Below are 17,826 nucleotides of genomic sequence, written 5' to 3' on the forward strand. Positions count from 1 at the left end.
ACTTTGATGTGTGAAAGATGTCGGGGGAAGTGCGGGCGGGGCCGCCCGCGCTCCCAGGACGGTCAGGGCTTGAGCAGGCTTTGTGTTTCGTCGCGAGTTGGGTCGGTCGGAAAAGTGCAGCGCCTTCCGACGCTGTGTTGTCGCGCGAATAAATGCATTTAAATTCAATGGTTTGAGATGGCTTGTTAAACCTGATTGTTGGATGGCGCTTTGCTTATCCAACCTACGTTTATGAGTTGGAAGATGTCGGGGGAAGTGCGGGCGGGCCGCCCGCGCTCCCAGGACAGTCAGGGCTTGAGCAGGCTTTGTGTTTCGTCGCGAGTTGGGTCGGTCGGAAAAGTGCAGCGCCTTCCGACGCTATTTTTTCATGTAAGTAAATGCAATTAATTCAATGGATTGAGATTGTTTGTTAAATCCGTTTGTTGGATGGCGCTTTGCTTATCCAACCTACGTTTATGAGTTGGAAGATGTCGGGGGAAATGCGGGCGGGCCGCCCGCGCTTCCGGATCGGGTTAGTTTTGCAGTTGTTTTTCTGCGTCGGTTTTCCAGGGGGAGGCCAGGCCCAGTCTCAAGGAGGATTTGAACAGGCTTTGCGCTTCCGCTGCTTGACCGCTTTTCTGCTTCACTTTGGCGTAATGGTAGTTGATGGTCGGGTTGTTGGCGGCCAGCTGATAGGCTTTGCCGATGTTGGTTTCCGCGTCGGCGACTTTGCCCTGACGGAATTGTATCCAGCCCAGGGTGTCGAGAACCGTGGGATTGATGGGAGCGAGCTTCGCGGCTTGCAGCGCCAGGGTTTCCGCTTCCTTGAGTCTATCCGTTTCACCCAGCAGGTACGCCAGATTATTCAACGCGCCCAGGTGGGAGTCGTTCAGACGCAGGACGCGACGATAGGCGTCTATCGCCTTATCGGTCTTCTTGTCTTCTTCATACAGGGAGCCCAACAGGAACAAGCCTTCGTGAGACTCTGGATTATTTTTGACCAGGATTTCCATTTCCTGCTGGGCCTTGTCCAACGTCCCCAATTGTTTCAGCGCTACGGCTTTGGCCATGCGCAGGGAGCTGGAGTCCGGCGCCAGTTTCAGCCCTTTTTCGAACAAGTCCGCAGCGGCGGCGTAGTCCCGGGTGAAGGCGTGAAATGAGCCCGCATACAGATAACTCTGCGGGTTATCCGGGTAGGTTTTCAAAAGGTCGCTGTATACCGCCTTCGCCTTGGAAGCGTCGTTTTGTAACTGATAGAGGCTGCCCAGGCGCTGATAGTAAGGAAAAGGGGTCTCGGAGCGTTTCATCAGGTCTTTGTAGACGCTTTCCGCCAGCTCATGTTTGCCGGATTGCGCGAAGTAATCGCCGGCCTGGACCGCCAGATTTTCCGGCAGCGCTTTGTCTTTCAACGCACTTTGATAGTCGCTGACGGCTTTATCGTGATCGTCTTTTTTGGCGTAAGTCAGCGCGCGCTGAAAGTACGCCAGTCCCCAGTCCGGCTTCAATTTGAGCAATTGGTTGAAGCTGTTGAGGGAATTATCCAGCTGGTCGGCGTCCCGTTGGGCGATGCCCAGGGCCAGCAGGGGCGCTGGTTGTTGGGGCGATAGTTTCAGCGCTTTCTGGAACAGGGGAATAGCCGCTTCCGGACTTTGACTGGCGACGTAAGCGTTGGCGAGCAGCACCAGGCCGACGGCGTTGTCGCTGCTGACGTCAATGACCGGGGAGAGCAGTTTGATGGCTTTGCCTGACTCGCCATTCCTGACGTATTGCTCCGCCAGATTGAGTTTGACGCCGACGTAGTCCTCTGGCGTGTTGGCCAGGCCTTTCTCCAGGTGTTCAATGGATTTGGCGACCTCGCCTTGCTCCTGGAAGATCAAGCCCAACCGTTGGTGGGCGCGGGCGTCGTTGTTGTTGTAACCGATGGCGGTTTTGTAGGCGTTAAACGCCTTCTTGGGTTCTTTCAAGGCGGTGTGAACATCGCCTTGCTTGGTCCAGGCGGAGCTTTGCGTGGGCGCCAGCTGCGTGGCTTTTTGCAGCAGCTTGAGCCCCTCGTTGAGTTTTCCCTGCAACGCCAGGACGGTTCCTTTCAGCTCCAGCGCCAGTGAGTTATTCGGCTCTTTGGCGAGAATCTCATCCAGCAGCTTCTGGCTCTGCATAAATTTTTGCTGGCGTATCAGGTCCAGCGCGGTGGCGAGATCCTGATTGGCGGGTTGCAGCTCGCTGCCGGCTGGAGGCGCATCAAGAAAGAACAGGCTAGTGTCGGATTGGCTGGAGCTGGGTTGTGTAATCGCGGCGTGACTGCCGCCTACAGCGAAAAAGATTGCCAGCGCGAGAGTGAGGCGTTTGTTCATTGATAGGGACCTTATAATTCTCAGACAAATAAGCATCATGCTTTTGTGAGAGTGTAATCCAATATGCGGGATAAAAAAAAAGGGCGTTTAACAACGCCCTTTATTGTAGCGGATTACTTAGCTTTTTCTGCGGCGGGCCAACAAGCCAACCAGACCCAGACCCATCAACGCCAGGCTGGCGGGTTCTGGAACGGTTGCGCCGACAACGATATGGTCGCGTTCGGTAGCGACTCTGCCGCCGTCAACCGTGGCGTAGATGTCGAAATCGTAGGTGCCGGGGGTAGTGCCGGTGAAGGTGACTTCAAAATCATAGGTCTCAACGCTGTCACGGGTGAAAGATCCGTTATAGGACGCAGGTGAGACTGATACCATGCCGGGAGGCGCGCCGGAGATATCGAGCGCCACTTCAGTATAGGAAGAAATCGCGGTCGAAATTGCGTCATTGATGGTGTCCACTAATGTAGACGTGTCGATGCCTGCGTGATAGGTGCCGCCGGTCGCCGCAGTAATGCGGGTGGCCTGGCCGGTTCCGTCAAGACAGAAACCGAATGAGCAGTTGGCGACGTCAATGGCTTCCACTTGGATGCTGGCTGCCTGCAAAGCGGCGGTTGCGCTGGCTTCGGTTGAGCCCAAAGAGGGGTCATGGCCAGTGGCGTCGCCGAACCACAGCAGGATGCGCTCAGCGTCCGGACGCCAGGAAACAGTGGTGGCGACCTGTTCCAAAGCGAAGATATTCGCTTCGGGGAAATCGCCGCCGCCGGAGGCGGTCCAGGTGTTGATCGCTGCTTGCGCCGCTGAGGTGTCGCTGGTCATATCGGTCAGGGTGCGATAAGCGAAGAAATCGCTGGCGTCACGATAGCCGCCTACCCCGAAGTTGATGTCGCCGAAGCCCGCTGCTGTGCTCAGTATAGAGCTGGCTGCGGCTTTAACGGCTGCTATTTCTCCACCCATACTGCCGGTTTCATCCATCAGGAAGAATACGTCTACCTTGGATGTGCTCGCTTCGGCGTCAACAGTGACTGTTTTGGTGATAGTCACGCTTTCGCCGACACCAAGCGTCGCGGAGAAAGTAGTGGGAGAGATGGAATCCGCCATCGCCGTAAACGGCAGGAAAGCGGCAAGTGCGAGTGAGCAGGCTAATCTTTTCATTGTTACCTCCTGGTGTGGGTTGTAGTTAGTTTGATACTGCAATGAAAAATTCTTGAGATTGCTCAGGGAACCTATAAGGCACAAAACAGGCCAATCTCATCAGAACGCCATCTGTCAGGGCTCTCTTTAACTCTTCTGCAAAGTGGCTCCTCAAGAACTGTAAATTTGTTATATAAGTATTTTCACTAAGGGCCAAAAGGCTTATTCCATTGGGTGTAATTTGGCAAGAACAGAGGGATTTGTATACAAATCTAAGCGTTTGTTTTGTATCGTTTTTGTGTGATCTAACGATAGGCCTGCACGCCCCCGGCGCTGGGGATAGATTGAATTTCAATCAACCTGAAAATTAAGAAGGTGTAAATTCTTTGAACGCTGTCAGGGCGTCTATTGAAAACTCAGGTTAAACGTTAATTGTTTGTGTGAGGCGGGAAAAATAGCGCTGATGGCGGATAACCCATCAGCGCTCAAAAATGGCTATTTAACCAGCAAAGGAAGAGGCTTTTGCGCGGCGGTTAGCCGCGGGAAACAGGGCCTGCATGTACAGGCCCTGTCGCTGCAGACAATTGGAAGGAAGCGATGTGTCTGCCTGATTAACAATTAAGGCTGGGCGGCGTACCACACGCTGCCTACGCCATGGCCCGTGGCGTCGCCTTGCTGACGGTCGCCCACCCACAGATACAGAGGCTGGTTCTTGTAAGCCCACTGATAAGTCCCGTCTTTACGGCCGACGATCGTGAAGTCGCCCCAGGTTTTAGCCTCTTTCTTGGCGAAAAACGGAGGCCAGCTGTCTGCGCAGGAGTCGTAGCAGACAGACGCGCCATTGCTGTCTTTGGTGAAGGTGTACAGCGTCATGCCTTGCGTGTTGGCGAATACTTCACCGACAGAGGTAGTGACTTTGGTGACAACCTTAAAGGAGCTGGCGCTGGCGGAAGACGTTTTCAGCAGGCCGCCGGCGTTGTCGTAGGAATTGCTATAGCCGTCAGCGCTGGCGTAACTATTGGCGCTGTAGCTGTTGCTCTTGGTGGCGCTGGAGCTGGAATATTTCTCATCGCAATAACGATCCGCTTTGCCTTCGGCGAATACAGCGGAAGTGAAACCAGCGGTGGCGATCATCAGAGTGGTCAGTGCGGCGAACTTTTTCATCTTTCTATCCTTTATCTATCTAAGTGTGATCTATCTAAGTGTGGCTAGCGGGTCGCGGACCCTGAATTTGAAACTCGTAGATAAAGACGACAGGGATGCGGCATTTGGATGCAAAGAAATTAAAAAAATTTCTGAGCCAGGATTACCTTCATGCTGTCAACTCCATTATTTCAATGGCCCTCTATTCTGAACGACCAAAAGATTGGCGTCGTAGGGCTAACCTGGATTATTGTCGAGGGTAAGCAAATTCTTATTTCTTTTTGGGGGAGAAAGAAAATGAACTTCGATAAATTTAAAGAAGAGACGTTAAAAGGCCTGCGCGCCTCAGCGGAATCCTATGCGGAGATGATTCTGTCCGAACCGGAAACCATGGCGGAATTAACCGACGCCAGCGATGAGGCCGAGCGAGAGGAGATCATTGACGAAATCGTCGATACGGCATGGGAACGCAACGGCGAAGCCTGGTTCGAGCGTTTTGTTATCGAGCCGGGACTACCCGACGACGTCGAACTGAGTGAGCTAATGAAAATACTGAGACCCAGCGCCAAATACCGGGAATGGGTGCAGGCGGTGATTGAGGAGAGGGTCTCGGAGGGTTGAATATGGTAAAGTCCGCCCCCGAAATTTGTAGTGGTTAGTTAAACAACACATGCTGGTAGCAATTTTGAAGGGCGCTCTCTTTTAGGTATTTTCCTAAAGGAGAGAAGAGTGAAGAAACGAGAAGTTCGTCTTATCAAGGCGTTTGGGCGCAATGAAGCAGGGCTGGCGGATTTACCTAAGAAGGTGTCCGGCACAATGGTTTCGAGAGTGGTTCTGGGGGAAGAGTCCGGCTGCTCGCGCTGCTTTCCCCACGGTTTTGAAACCGTCAACGCCAGAAGTCCCCAACGCAGTTGGAAGACGCATCGTAAAACCAGATGGAAATAAACGGTGATAAGGGCGCCAAAGTGCGCTCAACATCGCTGCTTGCAAAAGAGAACGGGGCTTTACGCCCCGTTTTTTAATTCAACGCCGCCTTCAGCACTTTGTGTTCATCTTCGCTGACGCCGAGTTTCCAGTAGCTGGAGATGTACAGGTCGCTTTTTTCCAGTCCTTCCTGGGCGCGGAAGTGGTCTCGCAACTGGCGCATGCTGTTGAGTTCGCAGGCGCACCAGACGGAGGGACGTCCTTGCAGCCAGGGGAGGTCGCGCACTTTGTTCAGCAGCAGGTTGCTGTCGGCGCCGGGATGGGGATTAACCAGCCAGTGTACGTCGAGGTTGGCGGGGGTCTTGAGGGGCTGGATATCCGCCTCGCTGATCACCTCAATCACCACATGTCCTTTGGCGTCGCTGGGCAGTTGCTCCAGATTAACGCTGATGGCGGGCAGGGCGGTCATGTCGCCGATTATCAGAAACCAGTCCGCTTCCGTATCGACCAGCTTTTTCGGGCCGGGGCCGCCCACCATGATATGGGCGCCGATTTCCGCATTGACCGCCCAGGTGGATGCGGGGCCGCCGTCCTCATGAATAACGAAATCAATGTCGATCTCGTCGCTGCGCTGCGCCCTCACTGTGTAAGTGCGCATCAGCGGGCGCTGCTCCCCGTCGCGGGGAAACATCAGTTTGACGTAGGCGCTTTCCTGGTCGGCAGGAAAGCTGTGGATGCCGTCGCCCCCCAGGGTGACGCGCAGCATGTTGGGATTGATTGTCTGCGAACCAGGGTCAGTTCGCGTGGCGCAGGTCTGCTCATTGTATCCTCGTGAATTCAGTAAAATTTGGATTCCCGTCGCCGGGAGCGTCTGTATTCAGTGTTTGAGGTTTTCCGCCATCGCATTCGCGAGTTTGACGAACTCCCGGATCTCATCAGCATTGAGGCCTTGCGCCATGCGGCTTCCCGCCAGCGCCTCCACCTCTTTTATTGTCTTGTACGCGTCGACGCCTTTCTGAGTTAATTGCAGTAATTGGCTGCGACGGTCTTCAGGGTTGTCGCGTTTTTCGATCAGCCCTTCCTCCAGCAGATCTTTCACCACCCGCGTGATCTGAGCCTTATCCCGCTGCAGGCGCTCTGCAATCACCTGGGCGGTACAGACAGTGTTCTTTTCACGGGCGTGGTTGATCACTTTCAGTGAGCGTATGTGAGAGACCGCCAAGGTCAGGTTGACCTCCTGATAGGCCTGACGCATCGCGCGCTTATAGGCATGAAGCAGGCGGTGCAGGGACTCGCCGACGTTGGTTTCAGGGATATGGTTTTCTGACATGGTTCACAGCTGTTATTAGTTGACTGTGTCAACCATAATCGCATTGGTTGATACTGTCAACTAAAAACACTTGGGTTATTTGACTGCCTGATTAATAAAAAAGTTGAGGCGGGAAGGTCAGTGCGCCGAGATTCTGGCGGGACTGAGATTGGGGTCTATTTGCAGATTGCTCAGTCTTCCGGAGTCATGCAATTGCTGCATGCCTTTATCGAACTGCGCTTTTAGCCAATCATGGCGAGGCGTTTTCTTCGAAAAGATCAGATACAGTTTCGCTATACGCAGCGGCTCCGGCAGGTATCTGATTTGATGACGCTCCGGCGCGTCAAAGTGCTTTCTTAAGATCTCCAGGCCTACGACCAGATCACTGGGAAACAGGTCGATATGGCCCTTGATAAGTTGTCTGAAGCTCGTCATTTCAGAGTCGCTGCGGCGCACCGCAAACAATCCTTTCCGTTCGGCCTCATCCAGCTTATCCCCGTAGTTGTAGCCTAATATACCGCCAATACGCAGCTTGGGCTCTTTCGAGGGCGACCAGATCTCATCCAGTGACTGGGCGTTATTCTTCGAATAGAAGAACACGGTGCGCTCCGTGATGATCGGCATTTCACTGAATACGAAATTAGGCTCCCGCTCCGCGGTTTTTTCCCACGCAATGGTGGCGTCCAGATTTCCTTGCAGGCAGAGAACGAAGCTGCGATTCCAGGGATGGAAGTGATACTCCACATCGATATCCACCAAAGCGAACGCCTCGGTGACAATTTGGGAGGTGGGGCCAAAGTGGGGCGCGTCCTCAGAAATATAAGGCGGCCATTCGCCACTGCCGATATGAATCACTTCCTTCGCCGCCGCTGGAGCGCACCAGAATAGCGCCAGTTCCAGCAGCAAAAAGCTTGGAAGATTTTGTAAACGCCAGCGCATCAGTGTCACCCGAGTAGTCGTGCATGGCATCTAATAGCGTAGCAGATTGGCTGATTCGGCGGAGACCAGCTTGACGTTATTATTAATCAGGCAGCCAAATAGCTTCCTTCTATCTTATCTGCAACGACTTTCGTTCGGCGTATTACATTGCATCCGGTTACTTGCAAAGCCGCAGGTAAATCAGCAGGTTAAGCAAGGCGGAAGGGTTGGTTGCGGCGTTGTCGTCGCGCCAGTCAACCGCGGAGGACATGATTCGGCTTAGCCGGTGCAGTCCTATCTCATCGCATTGCTGCGTTAATTCCCGCCACTGGGATTGAACGCCGGGAGAGGCGCGCCTGAGTCCAGTAATCAGTATGTCGCACAGTAACTGGTCTACCTGCTCCAGTAGCCGGGACAAGGCGGTCCGCGCCAAGGCGAATCGGTTTTCCGCCGGTAGCGCATGAGCGACGGGCGTTCCAGGCAGGCTGTCGTCGACATAGGGCTGCAGCATCATGGCTTGTTGATTCACGGAATACACAACACTGACGGGCTCGATCATCAACCCATGCGTGTGCTCCGTGACTGAGCCGGCGACATAACTGATGTGCGAGCCATGCATTCGCAGCAGCTGCAACAGCGCTTCGGCGCCTCCCGCTCCACGGGTCGAGTAAGGGAACGCAAGCGCCATACGGGCGCCTTTGGCGTCCACAAGGTCTGCTGTGACGCACTGGGACGCAGTGTCGAAACGGGGGTTGGCGACCCCGGCCACTTTGAGCGCATAGAAGTTTTCATTGGCCTTGAGAGACCGAAACGGCCCCGCCAGGCGACTGGCCAGACGCCTGAGGAGTTCGTCAAAATCCTCCATTAACAGGTTCTGACGCAGCGTCGACCATTGATAGGACTGCGGATTAAGCGCCGTCTGACGACCAAACGTCATACGATTATCCAAGGACAGCTTCGCCCCTGAGGTTAGCACCTGCCCCTTGCCGTAGTCCCGGATAGAGTGTTGCAGCACATACAGGCGTTGGGCGATCTGATAATAGGAGAGGGGGGCGTCTTCGTCCTTCGAGGTTTTTTGACGCTTCTCCAGAATCACCAGCGCGCCAGTGTCAACGCTCTGTAGAAACACCTCCGCGAAGACGCCGCCATGATCCACCCGCATGCGACAGCCCAGGCCTATATAACGTGACTTGCCGGTTCGCTCCCTGGCCCTTTTCGGCCCTCCGCCTCTCACCACCACTTCCGGCGCTGGAAGCGTCGGCGAGGCGAGAGCGCGCTGCCGACAGAGGAATTCGCCCATGTGGCGGATCGCCTGAGAAGGGGAAAAAGAGCCGTCCCGGCGATTGTAGCGGTCAATCTGCTCCACCAGACGCTCACAGTGGCTGGCCGGCCACAGCCAGTCATGAGCCTGCAAACGTCGGGCGGCGCGGCGGAGCTTATCCCGCAGACCTGGCTCCAATTGAGACAGTCCGCCCTGCAGCAGGCGAACAAACAGGTCGCCGACGGACTGCAACGCTTCCGGCTCGACAGGGGGACGTGGACAGGTGCTGACGTAACCGGCGGTCTGGCCCTGCGGGAGTCGCCGGAACGCCAGGATGGCGATAATCGCCGCCACCGCCGTCAGTTCCTCATCGCCATCGGACTGCACATAGCGAGGATCGCCCGGCGCCAAAAAGCGGACCGCCACGCCGATCGTCTCGATGATCGCCAGGGGTTTCTCACTGAGCGCCAATTCCGCCAGTACGCCCTCCTGAAACCACTTGTTCGCTTTGCGGATTTGCGCTGGGGTGTAAGCCTTGGCCATCAATTCGTCGCTGATGTCTCCCGGATTCCAGGCGACCGGGACAGGACTCTCGGCGGCTTCCGCGCGCATTTCCTGATAGGCCAGCACCAAGGTAATCAAATGGCGGCAGGTGGTCGTGGACGGGCAGGTGCAGCGCCCTTGTGGAAAGGCCTCATTCGCCCCCAGTTGCGTGATCGCGCCATCCGGCCAATGCGCCGCCAGATTGCCGGCGTCATCCTCGGACAAAAGCGTCTGGTCCGCGTCCCGTTCTGCGCTCAGCTTCTCCAGTTCTTTCTGCGCTCGCTTGACGGTTCCCCGGTTGGAATAGCCTTCCAGGTCCTGCAACGTCATGCTGAGTAAATCATCACGGCGCATGGTCATTCAAAGTCACTCACTGTTGGTGCTCAACATTATCGATTTATCGTTTTACAGCGTCGCCGGTCGTCACTCGATGACCTCGGACACCCAGTTGGCCAGCTCGCCCGGGGTCATGCAGCCCACTTTCGCGCCGATATTCGCCATCTGTTGCGCAATGCGCTGGTCATAAACCGGATTGGCGCGCTCATCAAGCGCCGCCAGTCCCAGCACCTGCACCCCGCTTTCCACCAGATCCTGGGTGACGCTCAACAGGCGGCGAGGGTCGCCGCCTTCACAAAAGTCAGAAATCAGCACAAGAAGGGTCTTGGTCGGCTGAGAAACCAGCGAGGCGCCATATTGCATGGCGTGGCCGATGTCGGTGCCGCCGCCCATCTGAACTTTCATCAGCGTCTCCACCGGGTCCTGACAATGATCGGTGAGATCCACAATATTGGTGTCGAACACCACCAGATGAGTGTCCAGCGCCTGTATTCCCCAGAAAATGGACGCGGTCACTGCGGAGTAGATGACGCTGTCCATCATGCTGCCGGATTGATCCACCAGGATGATGAGCCGCCATTTATCACTTTGCCGCCGAATGCGGGAATGGAAATAGGGCGTTTCGATGACCAGTCTGCCGCGCTCGCGGTCGTAGTGTTTCAGGTTGCGGCGAATGGTCTCTCTGGCGTCAAAGTTCTTCGCGATCTTGAGATGGCTGCGCTTTAAGCGATGAATGCGTCCCAGAAACGGATGGCGCATCGGGCGGGCCAGCTTTTCCAGCAGTTCAGAGATCACCCGTTTCGCCATGGCTCGCGCCAGGGCGAGCACTTCCTGGTTCATCAAATGTTTGGTGTGCAGAATGGCTTTCAGCAGGGTCAGACTCGGCTGCGCCCGCTTCAGCAGCTCAGGGTTCGTCACCATCTCCTGAATCTGGTAGCGCTCCAGCGCGTCCTTCTCCAGACGCTCTATCGTTTCCTTGGGGAACAGTTCATGAATGCCGTTGATCCACTCGGGAATGGTGAGTGACGATTCGTCCAGCGTTCCGCCGCGGATATTGCGATTGTCCCGGCGATATTCCTGCCCGTAAAGGTATTCCAGCAGCTGATCCTGTTGGCGCTGCTGCGGCGTCATGGAGGGATTCAGGTGTTCGCTGTCGGTTTCGCCCAGTATCAGGCGCCATCTTAATTGCTGCTCAGCCTTCATCGACGCTCTCCAGATCAATGCCATATTCCCGGGCGGTGGCGAGCAGGGCGTTTTCAAACCTCATGGCGTCTTCAATCTCCTTCAGTTCTGGAGTGAACGCCTCAACCTCTGTCCCTGTGTGTGCTGGCGCTGCGATTCCGGGCAAATGATCCGCCAAATACAGTTTTTCCCGCGGGGTGAAGTAAGTGAACGCCAGACGCAGGCTGGGCAGCGCCTGCATAAAGGCGTGCGCGTCATAACCCTGAATCACCTGATGAATCACATTGATCAAATCCGGATGCCGCTGCACGGTCTCTCTGGCGATGCGAAACAGACCCACCAGAAAGTCGCCCAATTCCGATGTGGCGATCTGCCGGACAAAGGGGGTGATGCTCTCACCGGGCGTGACGCCCAACATAAAGCAGGCGCCTAAAGCCGCTCCCCGAATTTCCGGCGATTGCTCCGGCTCTTTGCACTGGCTTTGCAAGCTGTCCGCAAAAGGCTCTCTGGACCAGTCCAAATCCTGCGATAACGCGAAATGACAATGCAGCAGAGTGCGAATGGCCTCCACAAACTCAAAGCCCTGGTCGGGACGCCCCAACGAGTCGAGCAGAAACAGCGCGCGCTCATATAAAGCGTTACTCAGGGGGCGGGTGGCGTCGACATTATCCCACTCAAGAATATCGTCATATCGTTGCAGATAGCTCAGGTGGTTCAAGGCGGAGACCACTTCCACAAAATCACTGCAAAGACGCGTCTGCTGCGTCAACTCCATCATCAGATTACGGGCGTGGCGGCCCAGCCCGCACAGTGCGGTGAGAATAAGCAGCTCCGCCGTGTCGCCCAGGCGGCCTTTGCGTTGCATCATTTCCAGCAACCGCTGATTGGCGGCTTCCTCCAGTGAGGCTCCGTATCTGGAGGCTTCGATTTTTCCCGCGTCGAATTCCGGCGTCCAGCGCAGTTTCCATTGCGCCTGCGCCTCCATAAGATCGTCCCGGGCGACGAAGTCCGGCGAGGACACTAATTCAAATCCCGCAACGTTCAGAAGTTGCAGCCGTCGCAATATGCGGTTGCGCTGCAGATCGCCGGCTTCGAGCAAGTTCAGCGAGACGAGGCGAGGCGTCGTTGTCGGCCATAAATCCAGTGATCGCAGGAGAGCGTCAATGTCCCTCGCCAAAGGCGGCAGGCTTGTCTCATCGTGCAAGCGTCCCTGACGATCTCCCCGGAATACCTCATGAATCACCTCGTGCATGGGGTGATAGCCGCCATGGGCCAATTCATCTTTGATAGTGGCGCTGCTCAGTCCGTCGAACAGGTCTTCGCGCCAGGGCGCGGGGTGGCCGCGCAGGGCCGCCAGGGTCTGGACGCTGCACTCCGCGGCAATGCGGTCGGCGGTGCTGAACGTGAGTTTACGCTGGCGTAATCGCTGCGCAATGGCGTCGATAAGGGGCTGCGCCTGAAATTCGCCACCGCCGGAACGCGCCGACCAGACTTGATGGTAAAACTCCGGTCCGGGCATGCCGGACTGATACCCGGTCAGCGCATCCAGACGGGCGTAACTGTATGGGGTGAGGGCGGCGCCCTGTTCCCGCCAGGCCGCGGTCTGCGTAGAGGCGGCAGAAATCGGGGGCGGCGTCTCCGCCGTAATCAACTCAGACAGCGCGGAGGTGTGAAAGCCTCCCGTCACCACCAGAATGTCGCCGGATACGCGTTCGCCAACGTCTCGAATCCGGTCAGCCATATAGCGCTCCCGGGCCAGATTGACTGGATCGGGAGGCAGCCCACGCTGCGCCCGGTCTTCGTCTTCAAAGGTGCGAATCGCCAGGCAAAAGGCGGCGACTTTCTGTTTCAGTTCGTCAGGGGATGCCGGATCGATTTCAAACAGCTCGTCCCAGGCGGCGTCAAAGTCTTCCACTTTCAGCGTCTGACACAGCGCCTGAATGTATCGGCTGCGCCTTAATTCACCGTCGGCGTAGCGATGCTCCTGATCCAGAACTTCCTGGTCTGCGCTCTGCAGTCGCAATGCGCAGATCTCCGGCCAGGGCAGGTCAATGAACGCCACCTCGCACTGGAGTGCCTTCGCCGCCTGCAGCGCGCGCCACTCAGGGCTGTACTCGCAGAAGGGATGGTAGGCGCCGGCCCGGTGGTCGTCATTGGCGACGTAGGTATAGATCGCCAGCGGCAGCTGATGGGAGAGGAACAACTCCTCCCGTTGCGGGTTATATTCGCTGGGCCCTTCGATCAGGATGGCCTGCGGCCGCAACGCCAGCGCATAGTCGAATACTGCGCGGGCGCAGGCCGGACTGTGATGTCGAACCGGGAAAAAATGAATACGGTCAGACAGCATCAGTAGTCACTTAGCGCCTGTTTCGCATTGGCGAACTCGGTCCAGGCGGCGCCTTTGCGCTTACCCGCCACATGATGCAGATAGTGTCTGATCTTTTTCAGGTCTTCACTGGAGTCCTTGGCGGCGGTGGAGCCCAGCGCAGAGACGAGATGCTCTGCGGTCAGGGCGCCCTGATTGTAATAATACCCTTGCACGCAGGCGGCGAAAGCCACAGACACGGATTCCGCCGTACTCATAACGGAGTTAAGCGGCTCCAGAGCGCCGCCGCCGATGACTTTGGCGTTGCGTAATTCATGAAACACCGTCACCAGCACCTCGGCTTTGTCCACCGGCAGAGTCATCGGTATGCCGGCGTGTTGCAGCAAGGCGTCGGTTTCTCGCGCCACTAACGCCACTTCTTCCTCAATGCTGGCGATGGGTTGCACCGTTTCAAAATTGAGGCGGCGTTTCAACGCCGCACTCATTTCATTGACGCCTTTGTCCAGGGTGTTGGCTGTCGCGATCAGATTGAAGCCCTGGCGCGCATAGACGGCGCTCGCCCCCTGTTCCAGCTCGGGAATATGCAGCACCCGGTCGCTCAGAATGGAGAGCAGGGTATCCTGAATCTCCAGGGGGCAGCGGGTGATTTCTTCAAAGCGCACCAGTTTGCCCTGTTGCATACCCTGATACACCGGCGCCGGAACCAGGGACTCAGGCCCCGGCCCTTTTTCCAGCAGCAAGGCGTAGTTCCAGGTGTACTTGATCTGGTCCTCCGTCGTGCCCGCCGACCCCTGAATCGTTAATCCGGAGTCCCCGGAGATCGCCGCGGCGAGCAATTCGCTCAAATAACTCTTCGCGGAGCCCGGCGGCCCGATCAACATCAGGCCGCGATTGGTCGCCAGGGTGGCTACGCAACGCTCCACAAAGCGCCGCCGCCCCACAAACTTGGGACTGATATTCTGGCGTTTGTCGCCCAAAATAAAGTCAATGACCGCCAGGGGGGAGAGGTTCCAGCCCGGCGGTTTGACGCTCTTGCGGTCTTTGGCGGCCAGTTGCTCTAACTCTTCAGCGTAGCGTTGCTCCACCGGCGGGCGCTGCAGGGCTAGATCGCTCATTGTTCGGCCTTCGCTGCAAGTTGATTCAGGTCCTTGATCACTTCACTGATCACCAATGGGTCCACTTGCTTCAAAGGCAGTATTTTATCTTTTTGATCCCAGCCATAACCGGAGGGCTGGCGCATGCCTTTCACGAAAACAATCTCGGTGGTTTCCAGTGTTTCATCCGCTTCGATATACCCCATGCCGACGACGCCTTCATAGTTGACCACGGCGGTCACATTGGCGGCGGCGAACTGCTTGGAGTGCTCGTCGAACCCACCTGCGTCCATGGCCTCGCCCCGGGCCCAGCCTTGTTTTTCCAGACCGAAGACCAGCGTAGGGGCCGGCAGCTTCATCTTTTCGAAACGGGACATGGATTGTTGCTCCAGCTCTTCCTCACTCAGGGCGAACACCGGCCGGCTGAGCTGTTGAAAGGGAGGCAGCAGTTCATAATCGCTGAACATCTCGCCCCAGGCGTTTTTGTCTTCCTCCGTCAGATGCAGGGGATGAACAAGTCCGACTTCGTCAAATCCGTCCAGCGCCAAGGGATCATCGTTGACGTCAGCAAAATCCTGTTCGTCGGTTAAACGAAACGTCCCCGCCAGCTGACCGTTCTGGTAACCGCCCCAGAGCAACAATCTCGCCAGGTGCGTCATCAAGGGATGACGGGCGATCAGAGCATCGAAGTCCTCCGCCTTCCAGCGACGGCCCACCACCATGGCCTGTTCCAGCCGCTCCGCCTGAATCTTGGCCATATCGCGAATCTGCTTCTTCACCAGCTTCCACTCCTGCAGGGAGTCGTTGGCCAGCTCTGCGTCATCCTTGGCGGATGGCTTGGGCGGGTTGTCGCGAAGCTTGCCGCTGTCGTCCTTGAGTTTCGGCTTCAAATCGGAGCCCAATACGAAGTGAAACTGACGGGGGCCATAGTCAAACACCCTGCGGCCTTTTTCATCCAGCCCGCAGTCCGGGATCACCATGTCTTCGAGTTCCGCCTTGGTCAGTCCTTTTTCGGCGGCGATTTGCTCCATGTATTCCTGGGCTTTGGACTTAACGCCTTTAAATTTCACCTTCTGGGAAATGCCGCTGAGTTGCATCAAGGCGGTTTTAGAGCCGATCAACCGCAACACTTCCAGGCCGGACACTGCTCGCTGGTGTTGGGATTCTCCAGGCCATTTACGGATCAGCGGGGTCAGTTTCATGACTGATTCGTCGCCCCCGAGGTAGCCCATCGCCATCATGGCCCATTTCTCTTTTGAGGGCGCGCCCTCCGATAGCCAGGCTTCAAACAGGGCCCAGGCGAACGCGTCAAGACAGCCGCCGTCTGTTTGTTCTTTAAGTTGCTGGAAAAAAGGCGCCTGTTGGCTGTCCGCCGTTTTCAGGGTCAGGAGCAGCGCCGCGACGTGCTGTGCGTTGAAAGCCCGTCCTGCCATGATAATCGGCGGAAGGTCGTTGGCGTCGATCCAATCCACCGGCTTCGCCTTGGATTTCGGGGTGAGTCCCGTCTGCAACCAGTCTGGCGTCTCTGCGTCGGTAAGCGGGTTGTCAGCGGGGTCCTCATAGTTAAGCACCTCGTCTATTGTCTCCGCGAGGGTCGGTTGATGCGCCGCCGTCTGCTGCATCAGGTCCGCGTACCCTTTGCGCTTCATCAGTCGCAATGCGGCCAAGGCGTCCTGACGCAGCGCTCCCGAACGATGACTGGCGATGCAGTGCGCCAGCCCGGTCACCGCCGCCTGTGGATGTTCGTCCAGCCAGTTTTTCGCCATCTTCGGCGCTTTTGACGCCTTGGTCAGGGACAGCATGACGGGAGCGACTTCCGCTGCGTTGACGGCAATCAGCGCGGATAACTGGTTTTCCGCCTGATCCCGGTTGGATTCCTGTTTCAGCGACTCCTCGATGTAGTCCAGATGCTGAAGCCCGGTGTGAGCCAGCCAGGCGCGAATATAGTCAGGGTTGGACAGGCGTAACTTCAAGCGCCGGAAATGGCGGCTGACCTGTTCCGGGTCCTGTAGACCGAAAATGACTTCCTGGGGTTTGTGGTAATGGTCGTGCCAGGCGTCGCCGCTATATAGCTTGTCGTCCCAGGACTCCACCACGTCCGTCAACAGATCGGACAGGCCCAGTACGGCGGCCAGGACGAAGTAGTTGGTGGTCTGATAGAAATTGGATACGGGCCAGTTCGCCACGCTGACGTGGGCCCGCGCGGCGTCTTTCAGGCGCTCGATTCCCGGCGCCGACAGTAGAGGAAGCACATATTGCAGACCGCGCACCCGCTCCCATTGAAGATCGGCGCCGTGATAGCGGGCTTCTTTTTCCGTAAGCGCCAGATCCAGAAATTCCTGTTCGGACAGCAGATTGAACGCCGGGATCATTAACCAGGGCGTGCTGGGCGCTTCATTGTAAAGCATCTGCTTATAGTCCACCGGCTTGGAGAAATCCCATTCCTTCAGGTGTTTTTTACGCTCAGCAATGGTCCTGCGGTTGTTTGACATGGCGACGAGCCAAAACGCGGCTTCCTCTTTGCTCATACGCAATGGCGTCTCGGCCGTTCGCCAATCAAAGTCGCCCAAGTAACTGGACTTATCGATTCGTATGCCGGAGAAGGTTTTCTGCAACTGCTCAAGATTAAAAGGACGCGGCGGGGGAATCTCCGTCTCTTCCCGGGGCCGCCAGGGCGCCCAGCGCCAGTCAACCGGAAGCAGCCCCAGAGAGACCGGCTCTTCAGCGTAAGCGGCGATGGGTTTGGTTTCCGTGGCGGTCGGCGTCGTTGCGGACGCTTCTGAAGTCGTTTTCTTTTGCGAAGACGTTTTGGCTTTGGGGGGCTCGGTTACGGCCTGAGCGGGAAGGGAGCCTGTCGCGGCGCTGTCTTCGACATACCCTTTTTTCAGTTTGGCGGCGATCTGCTTATCGTGCTCAGACTTCGCTTTTGCCTCTGAGTCAAACTCTTTGGTTTTTAACTGCCCATCCGTACCGGCTCTACCGTAACGGACGGTGTACTGATTTCCCTGTAAGTCTATTTCCCAGAACTTATCCGAAGCGCCGTCTTTTAATGTCAACCTACGCATCCGCGTCCCCCTGAATCTTATAAGTGAACAATGAAATCAATAAAGTAAAAGCCGCACTCTAGCCGACTGAACGTCGAGATAAAACCAAAAACGCAACATTAATTCCTGAAAGTCAGACACTCAATGGGCCAGTGCAAACAGGCGTAAAAGTAACGCTATTGGCGAGGCAGTTATATAGGTCATCCGCAAACAAAAAATAGACCGGTCGATAGATAACCAAGTCTCTTATCCCTCCCTATTCTGTGGCCTGTAACGACACATTCTGCA

The 17,826-nt window shown here is 56.4% G+C and carries 13 protein-coding genes; 2 read left to right on the top strand and 11 right to left on the bottom strand.

What is annotated here, in order from left to right:
- Positions 1-512 precede the first annotated feature (512 nt).
- From HCH_RS14840 to HCH_RS14850, 3 genes are all read right to left on the bottom strand, one after another.
- Positions 513-2,330, bottom strand: a complete 1,818-nt coding sequence (locus tag HCH_RS14840) for a tetratricopeptide repeat protein (protein ID WP_011397129.1) — start codon at positions 2,328-2,330, stop codon at positions 513-515.
- A gap of 117 nt (positions 2,331-2,447) precedes the next feature.
- Positions 2,448-3,479 carry a PEP-CTERM sorting domain-containing protein gene (locus HCH_RS32390; protein WP_011397130.1) on the bottom strand — a complete coding sequence of 344 codons (1,032 nt, stop codon included), beginning with the start codon at positions 3,477-3,479 and terminating at the stop codon, positions 2,448-2,450.
- A gap of 597 nt (positions 3,480-4,076) precedes the next feature.
- The gene (locus HCH_RS14850) at positions 4,077-4,622 is read right to left on the bottom strand and encodes a COG4315 family predicted lipoprotein (RefSeq protein ID WP_011397132.1); all 546 of its coding nucleotides are present in this window, start codon (positions 4,620-4,622) and stop codon (positions 4,077-4,079) included.
- Positions 4,623-4,898: 276 nt separating this feature from the next.
- On the opposite strand from HCH_RS14850, the gene HCH_RS14855 reads away from it, so the two are divergent.
- Positions 4,899-5,222: a hypothetical protein gene (locus HCH_RS14855; protein ID WP_148212579.1), complete on the top strand. Its 324-nt coding sequence runs from the start codon at positions 4,899-4,901 to the stop codon at positions 5,220-5,222.
- 108 nt (positions 5,223-5,330) lie between these two features.
- Positions 5,331-5,546 carry a hypothetical protein gene (locus HCH_RS14860; RefSeq protein ID WP_041598682.1) on the top strand — a complete coding sequence of 72 codons (216 nt, stop codon included), beginning with the start codon at positions 5,331-5,333 and terminating at the stop codon, positions 5,544-5,546.
- Between the two features lie 73 nt (positions 5,547-5,619).
- On the opposite strand, the gene HCH_RS14865 is transcribed toward HCH_RS14860, so the two are convergent.
- From HCH_RS14865 to HCH_RS14900, 8 genes are all read right to left on the bottom strand, one after another.
- Positions 5,620-6,291 carry a siderophore-interacting protein gene (locus HCH_RS14865; protein ID WP_011397134.1) on the bottom strand — a complete coding sequence of 224 codons (672 nt, stop codon included), beginning with the start codon at positions 6,289-6,291 and terminating at the stop codon, positions 5,620-5,622.
- A 111-nt stretch (positions 6,292-6,402) separates the two neighbouring features.
- Positions 6,403-6,855, bottom strand: coding sequence for a MarR family winged helix-turn-helix transcriptional regulator (locus HCH_RS14870; protein ID WP_011397135.1), 453 nt, complete (start codon positions 6,853-6,855; stop codon positions 6,403-6,405).
- A gap of 117 nt (positions 6,856-6,972) precedes the next feature.
- Positions 6,973-7,773 (bottom strand): substrate-binding periplasmic protein, encoded by an 801-nt coding sequence (locus HCH_RS14875; protein ID WP_011397136.1) that lies wholly within the window; start codon positions 7,771-7,773, stop codon positions 6,973-6,975.
- A gap of 157 nt (positions 7,774-7,930) precedes the next feature.
- The gene (locus HCH_RS14880; protein WP_011397137.1) at positions 7,931-9,916 is read right to left on the bottom strand and encodes a hypothetical protein; all 1,986 of its coding nucleotides are present in this window, start codon (positions 9,914-9,916) and stop codon (positions 7,931-7,933) included.
- A gap of 63 nt (positions 9,917-9,979) precedes the next feature.
- Positions 9,980-11,095, bottom strand: a complete 1,116-nt coding sequence (locus tag HCH_RS14885) for a VWA domain-containing protein (RefSeq protein ID WP_011397138.1) — start codon at positions 11,093-11,095, stop codon at positions 9,980-9,982.
- Positions 11,085-13,421, bottom strand: coding sequence for a DUF5682 family protein (locus HCH_RS14890; RefSeq protein WP_011397139.1), 2,337 nt, complete (start codon positions 13,419-13,421; stop codon positions 11,085-11,087). Before HCH_RS14890 ends, HCH_RS14885 begins: the two co-directional genes overlap by 11 nt.
- Positions 13,421-14,515 (bottom strand): ATP-binding protein, encoded by a 1,095-nt coding sequence (locus tag HCH_RS14895; RefSeq protein WP_011397140.1) that lies wholly within the window; start codon positions 14,513-14,515, stop codon positions 13,421-13,423. The genes HCH_RS14890 and HCH_RS14895 overlap by 1 nt, the downstream gene beginning before the upstream one ends.
- Positions 14,512-17,559 carry a WGR and DUF4132 domain-containing protein gene (locus HCH_RS14900; RefSeq protein ID WP_011397141.1) on the bottom strand — a complete coding sequence of 1,016 codons (3,048 nt, stop codon included), beginning with the start codon at positions 17,557-17,559 and terminating at the stop codon, positions 14,512-14,514. Before HCH_RS14900 ends, HCH_RS14895 begins: the two co-directional genes overlap by 4 nt.
- Positions 17,560-17,826: the final 267 nt, after the last annotated feature.

It is taken from the genome of Hahella chejuensis KCTC 2396 (assembly GCF_000012985.1).
Lineage (GTDB): Bacteria > Pseudomonadota > Gammaproteobacteria > Pseudomonadales > Oleiphilaceae > Hahella > Hahella chejuensis.

What these genes read in the sequence shown, in the direction of transcription:
- HCH_RS14840 (WP_011397129.1), bottom strand. Translation starts at nt 2,330, where the DNA reads ATGAACAAACGCCTCACTCTCGCGCTGGCAATCTTTTTCGCTGTAGGC.
- HCH_RS32390 (WP_011397130.1), bottom strand. Translation starts at nt 3,479, where the DNA reads ATGAAAAGATTAGCCTGCTCACTCGCACTTGCCGCTTTCCTGCCGTTT.
- HCH_RS14850 (WP_011397132.1), bottom strand. Translation starts at nt 4,622, where the DNA reads ATGAAAAAGTTCGCCGCACTGACCACTCTGATGATCGCCACCGCTGGT.
- HCH_RS14855 (WP_148212579.1), top strand. Translation starts at nt 4,899, where the DNA reads ATGAACTTCGATAAATTTAAAGAAGAGACGTTAAAAGGCCTGCGCGCC.
- HCH_RS14865 (WP_011397134.1), bottom strand. Translation starts at nt 6,291, where the DNA reads ATGCTGCGCGTCACCCTGGGGGGCGACGGCATCCACAGCTTTCCTGCC.
- HCH_RS14870 (WP_011397135.1), bottom strand. Translation starts at nt 6,855, where the DNA reads ATGTCAGAAAACCATATCCCTGAAACCAACGTCGGCGAGTCCCTGCAC.
- HCH_RS14875 (WP_011397136.1), bottom strand. Translation starts at nt 7,773, where the DNA reads ATGCGCTGGCGTTTACAAAATCTTCCAAGCTTTTTGCTGCTGGAACTG.
- HCH_RS14880 (WP_011397137.1), bottom strand. Translation starts at nt 9,916, where the DNA reads ATGACCATGCGCCGTGATGATTTACTCAGCATGACGTTGCAGGACCTG.
- HCH_RS14885 (WP_011397138.1), bottom strand. Translation starts at nt 11,095, where the DNA reads ATGAAGGCTGAGCAGCAATTAAGATGGCGCCTGATACTGGGCGAAACC.
- HCH_RS14890 (WP_011397139.1), bottom strand. Translation starts at nt 13,421, where the DNA reads ATGCTGTCTGACCGTATTCATTTTTTCCCGGTTCGACATCACAGTCCG.
- HCH_RS14895 (WP_011397140.1), bottom strand. Translation starts at nt 14,515, where the DNA reads ATGAGCGATCTAGCCCTGCAGCGCCCGCCGGTGGAGCAACGCTACGCT.
- HCH_RS14900 (WP_011397141.1), bottom strand. Translation starts at nt 17,559, where the DNA reads ATGCGTAGGTTGACATTAAAAGACGGCGCTTCGGATAAGTTCTGGGAA.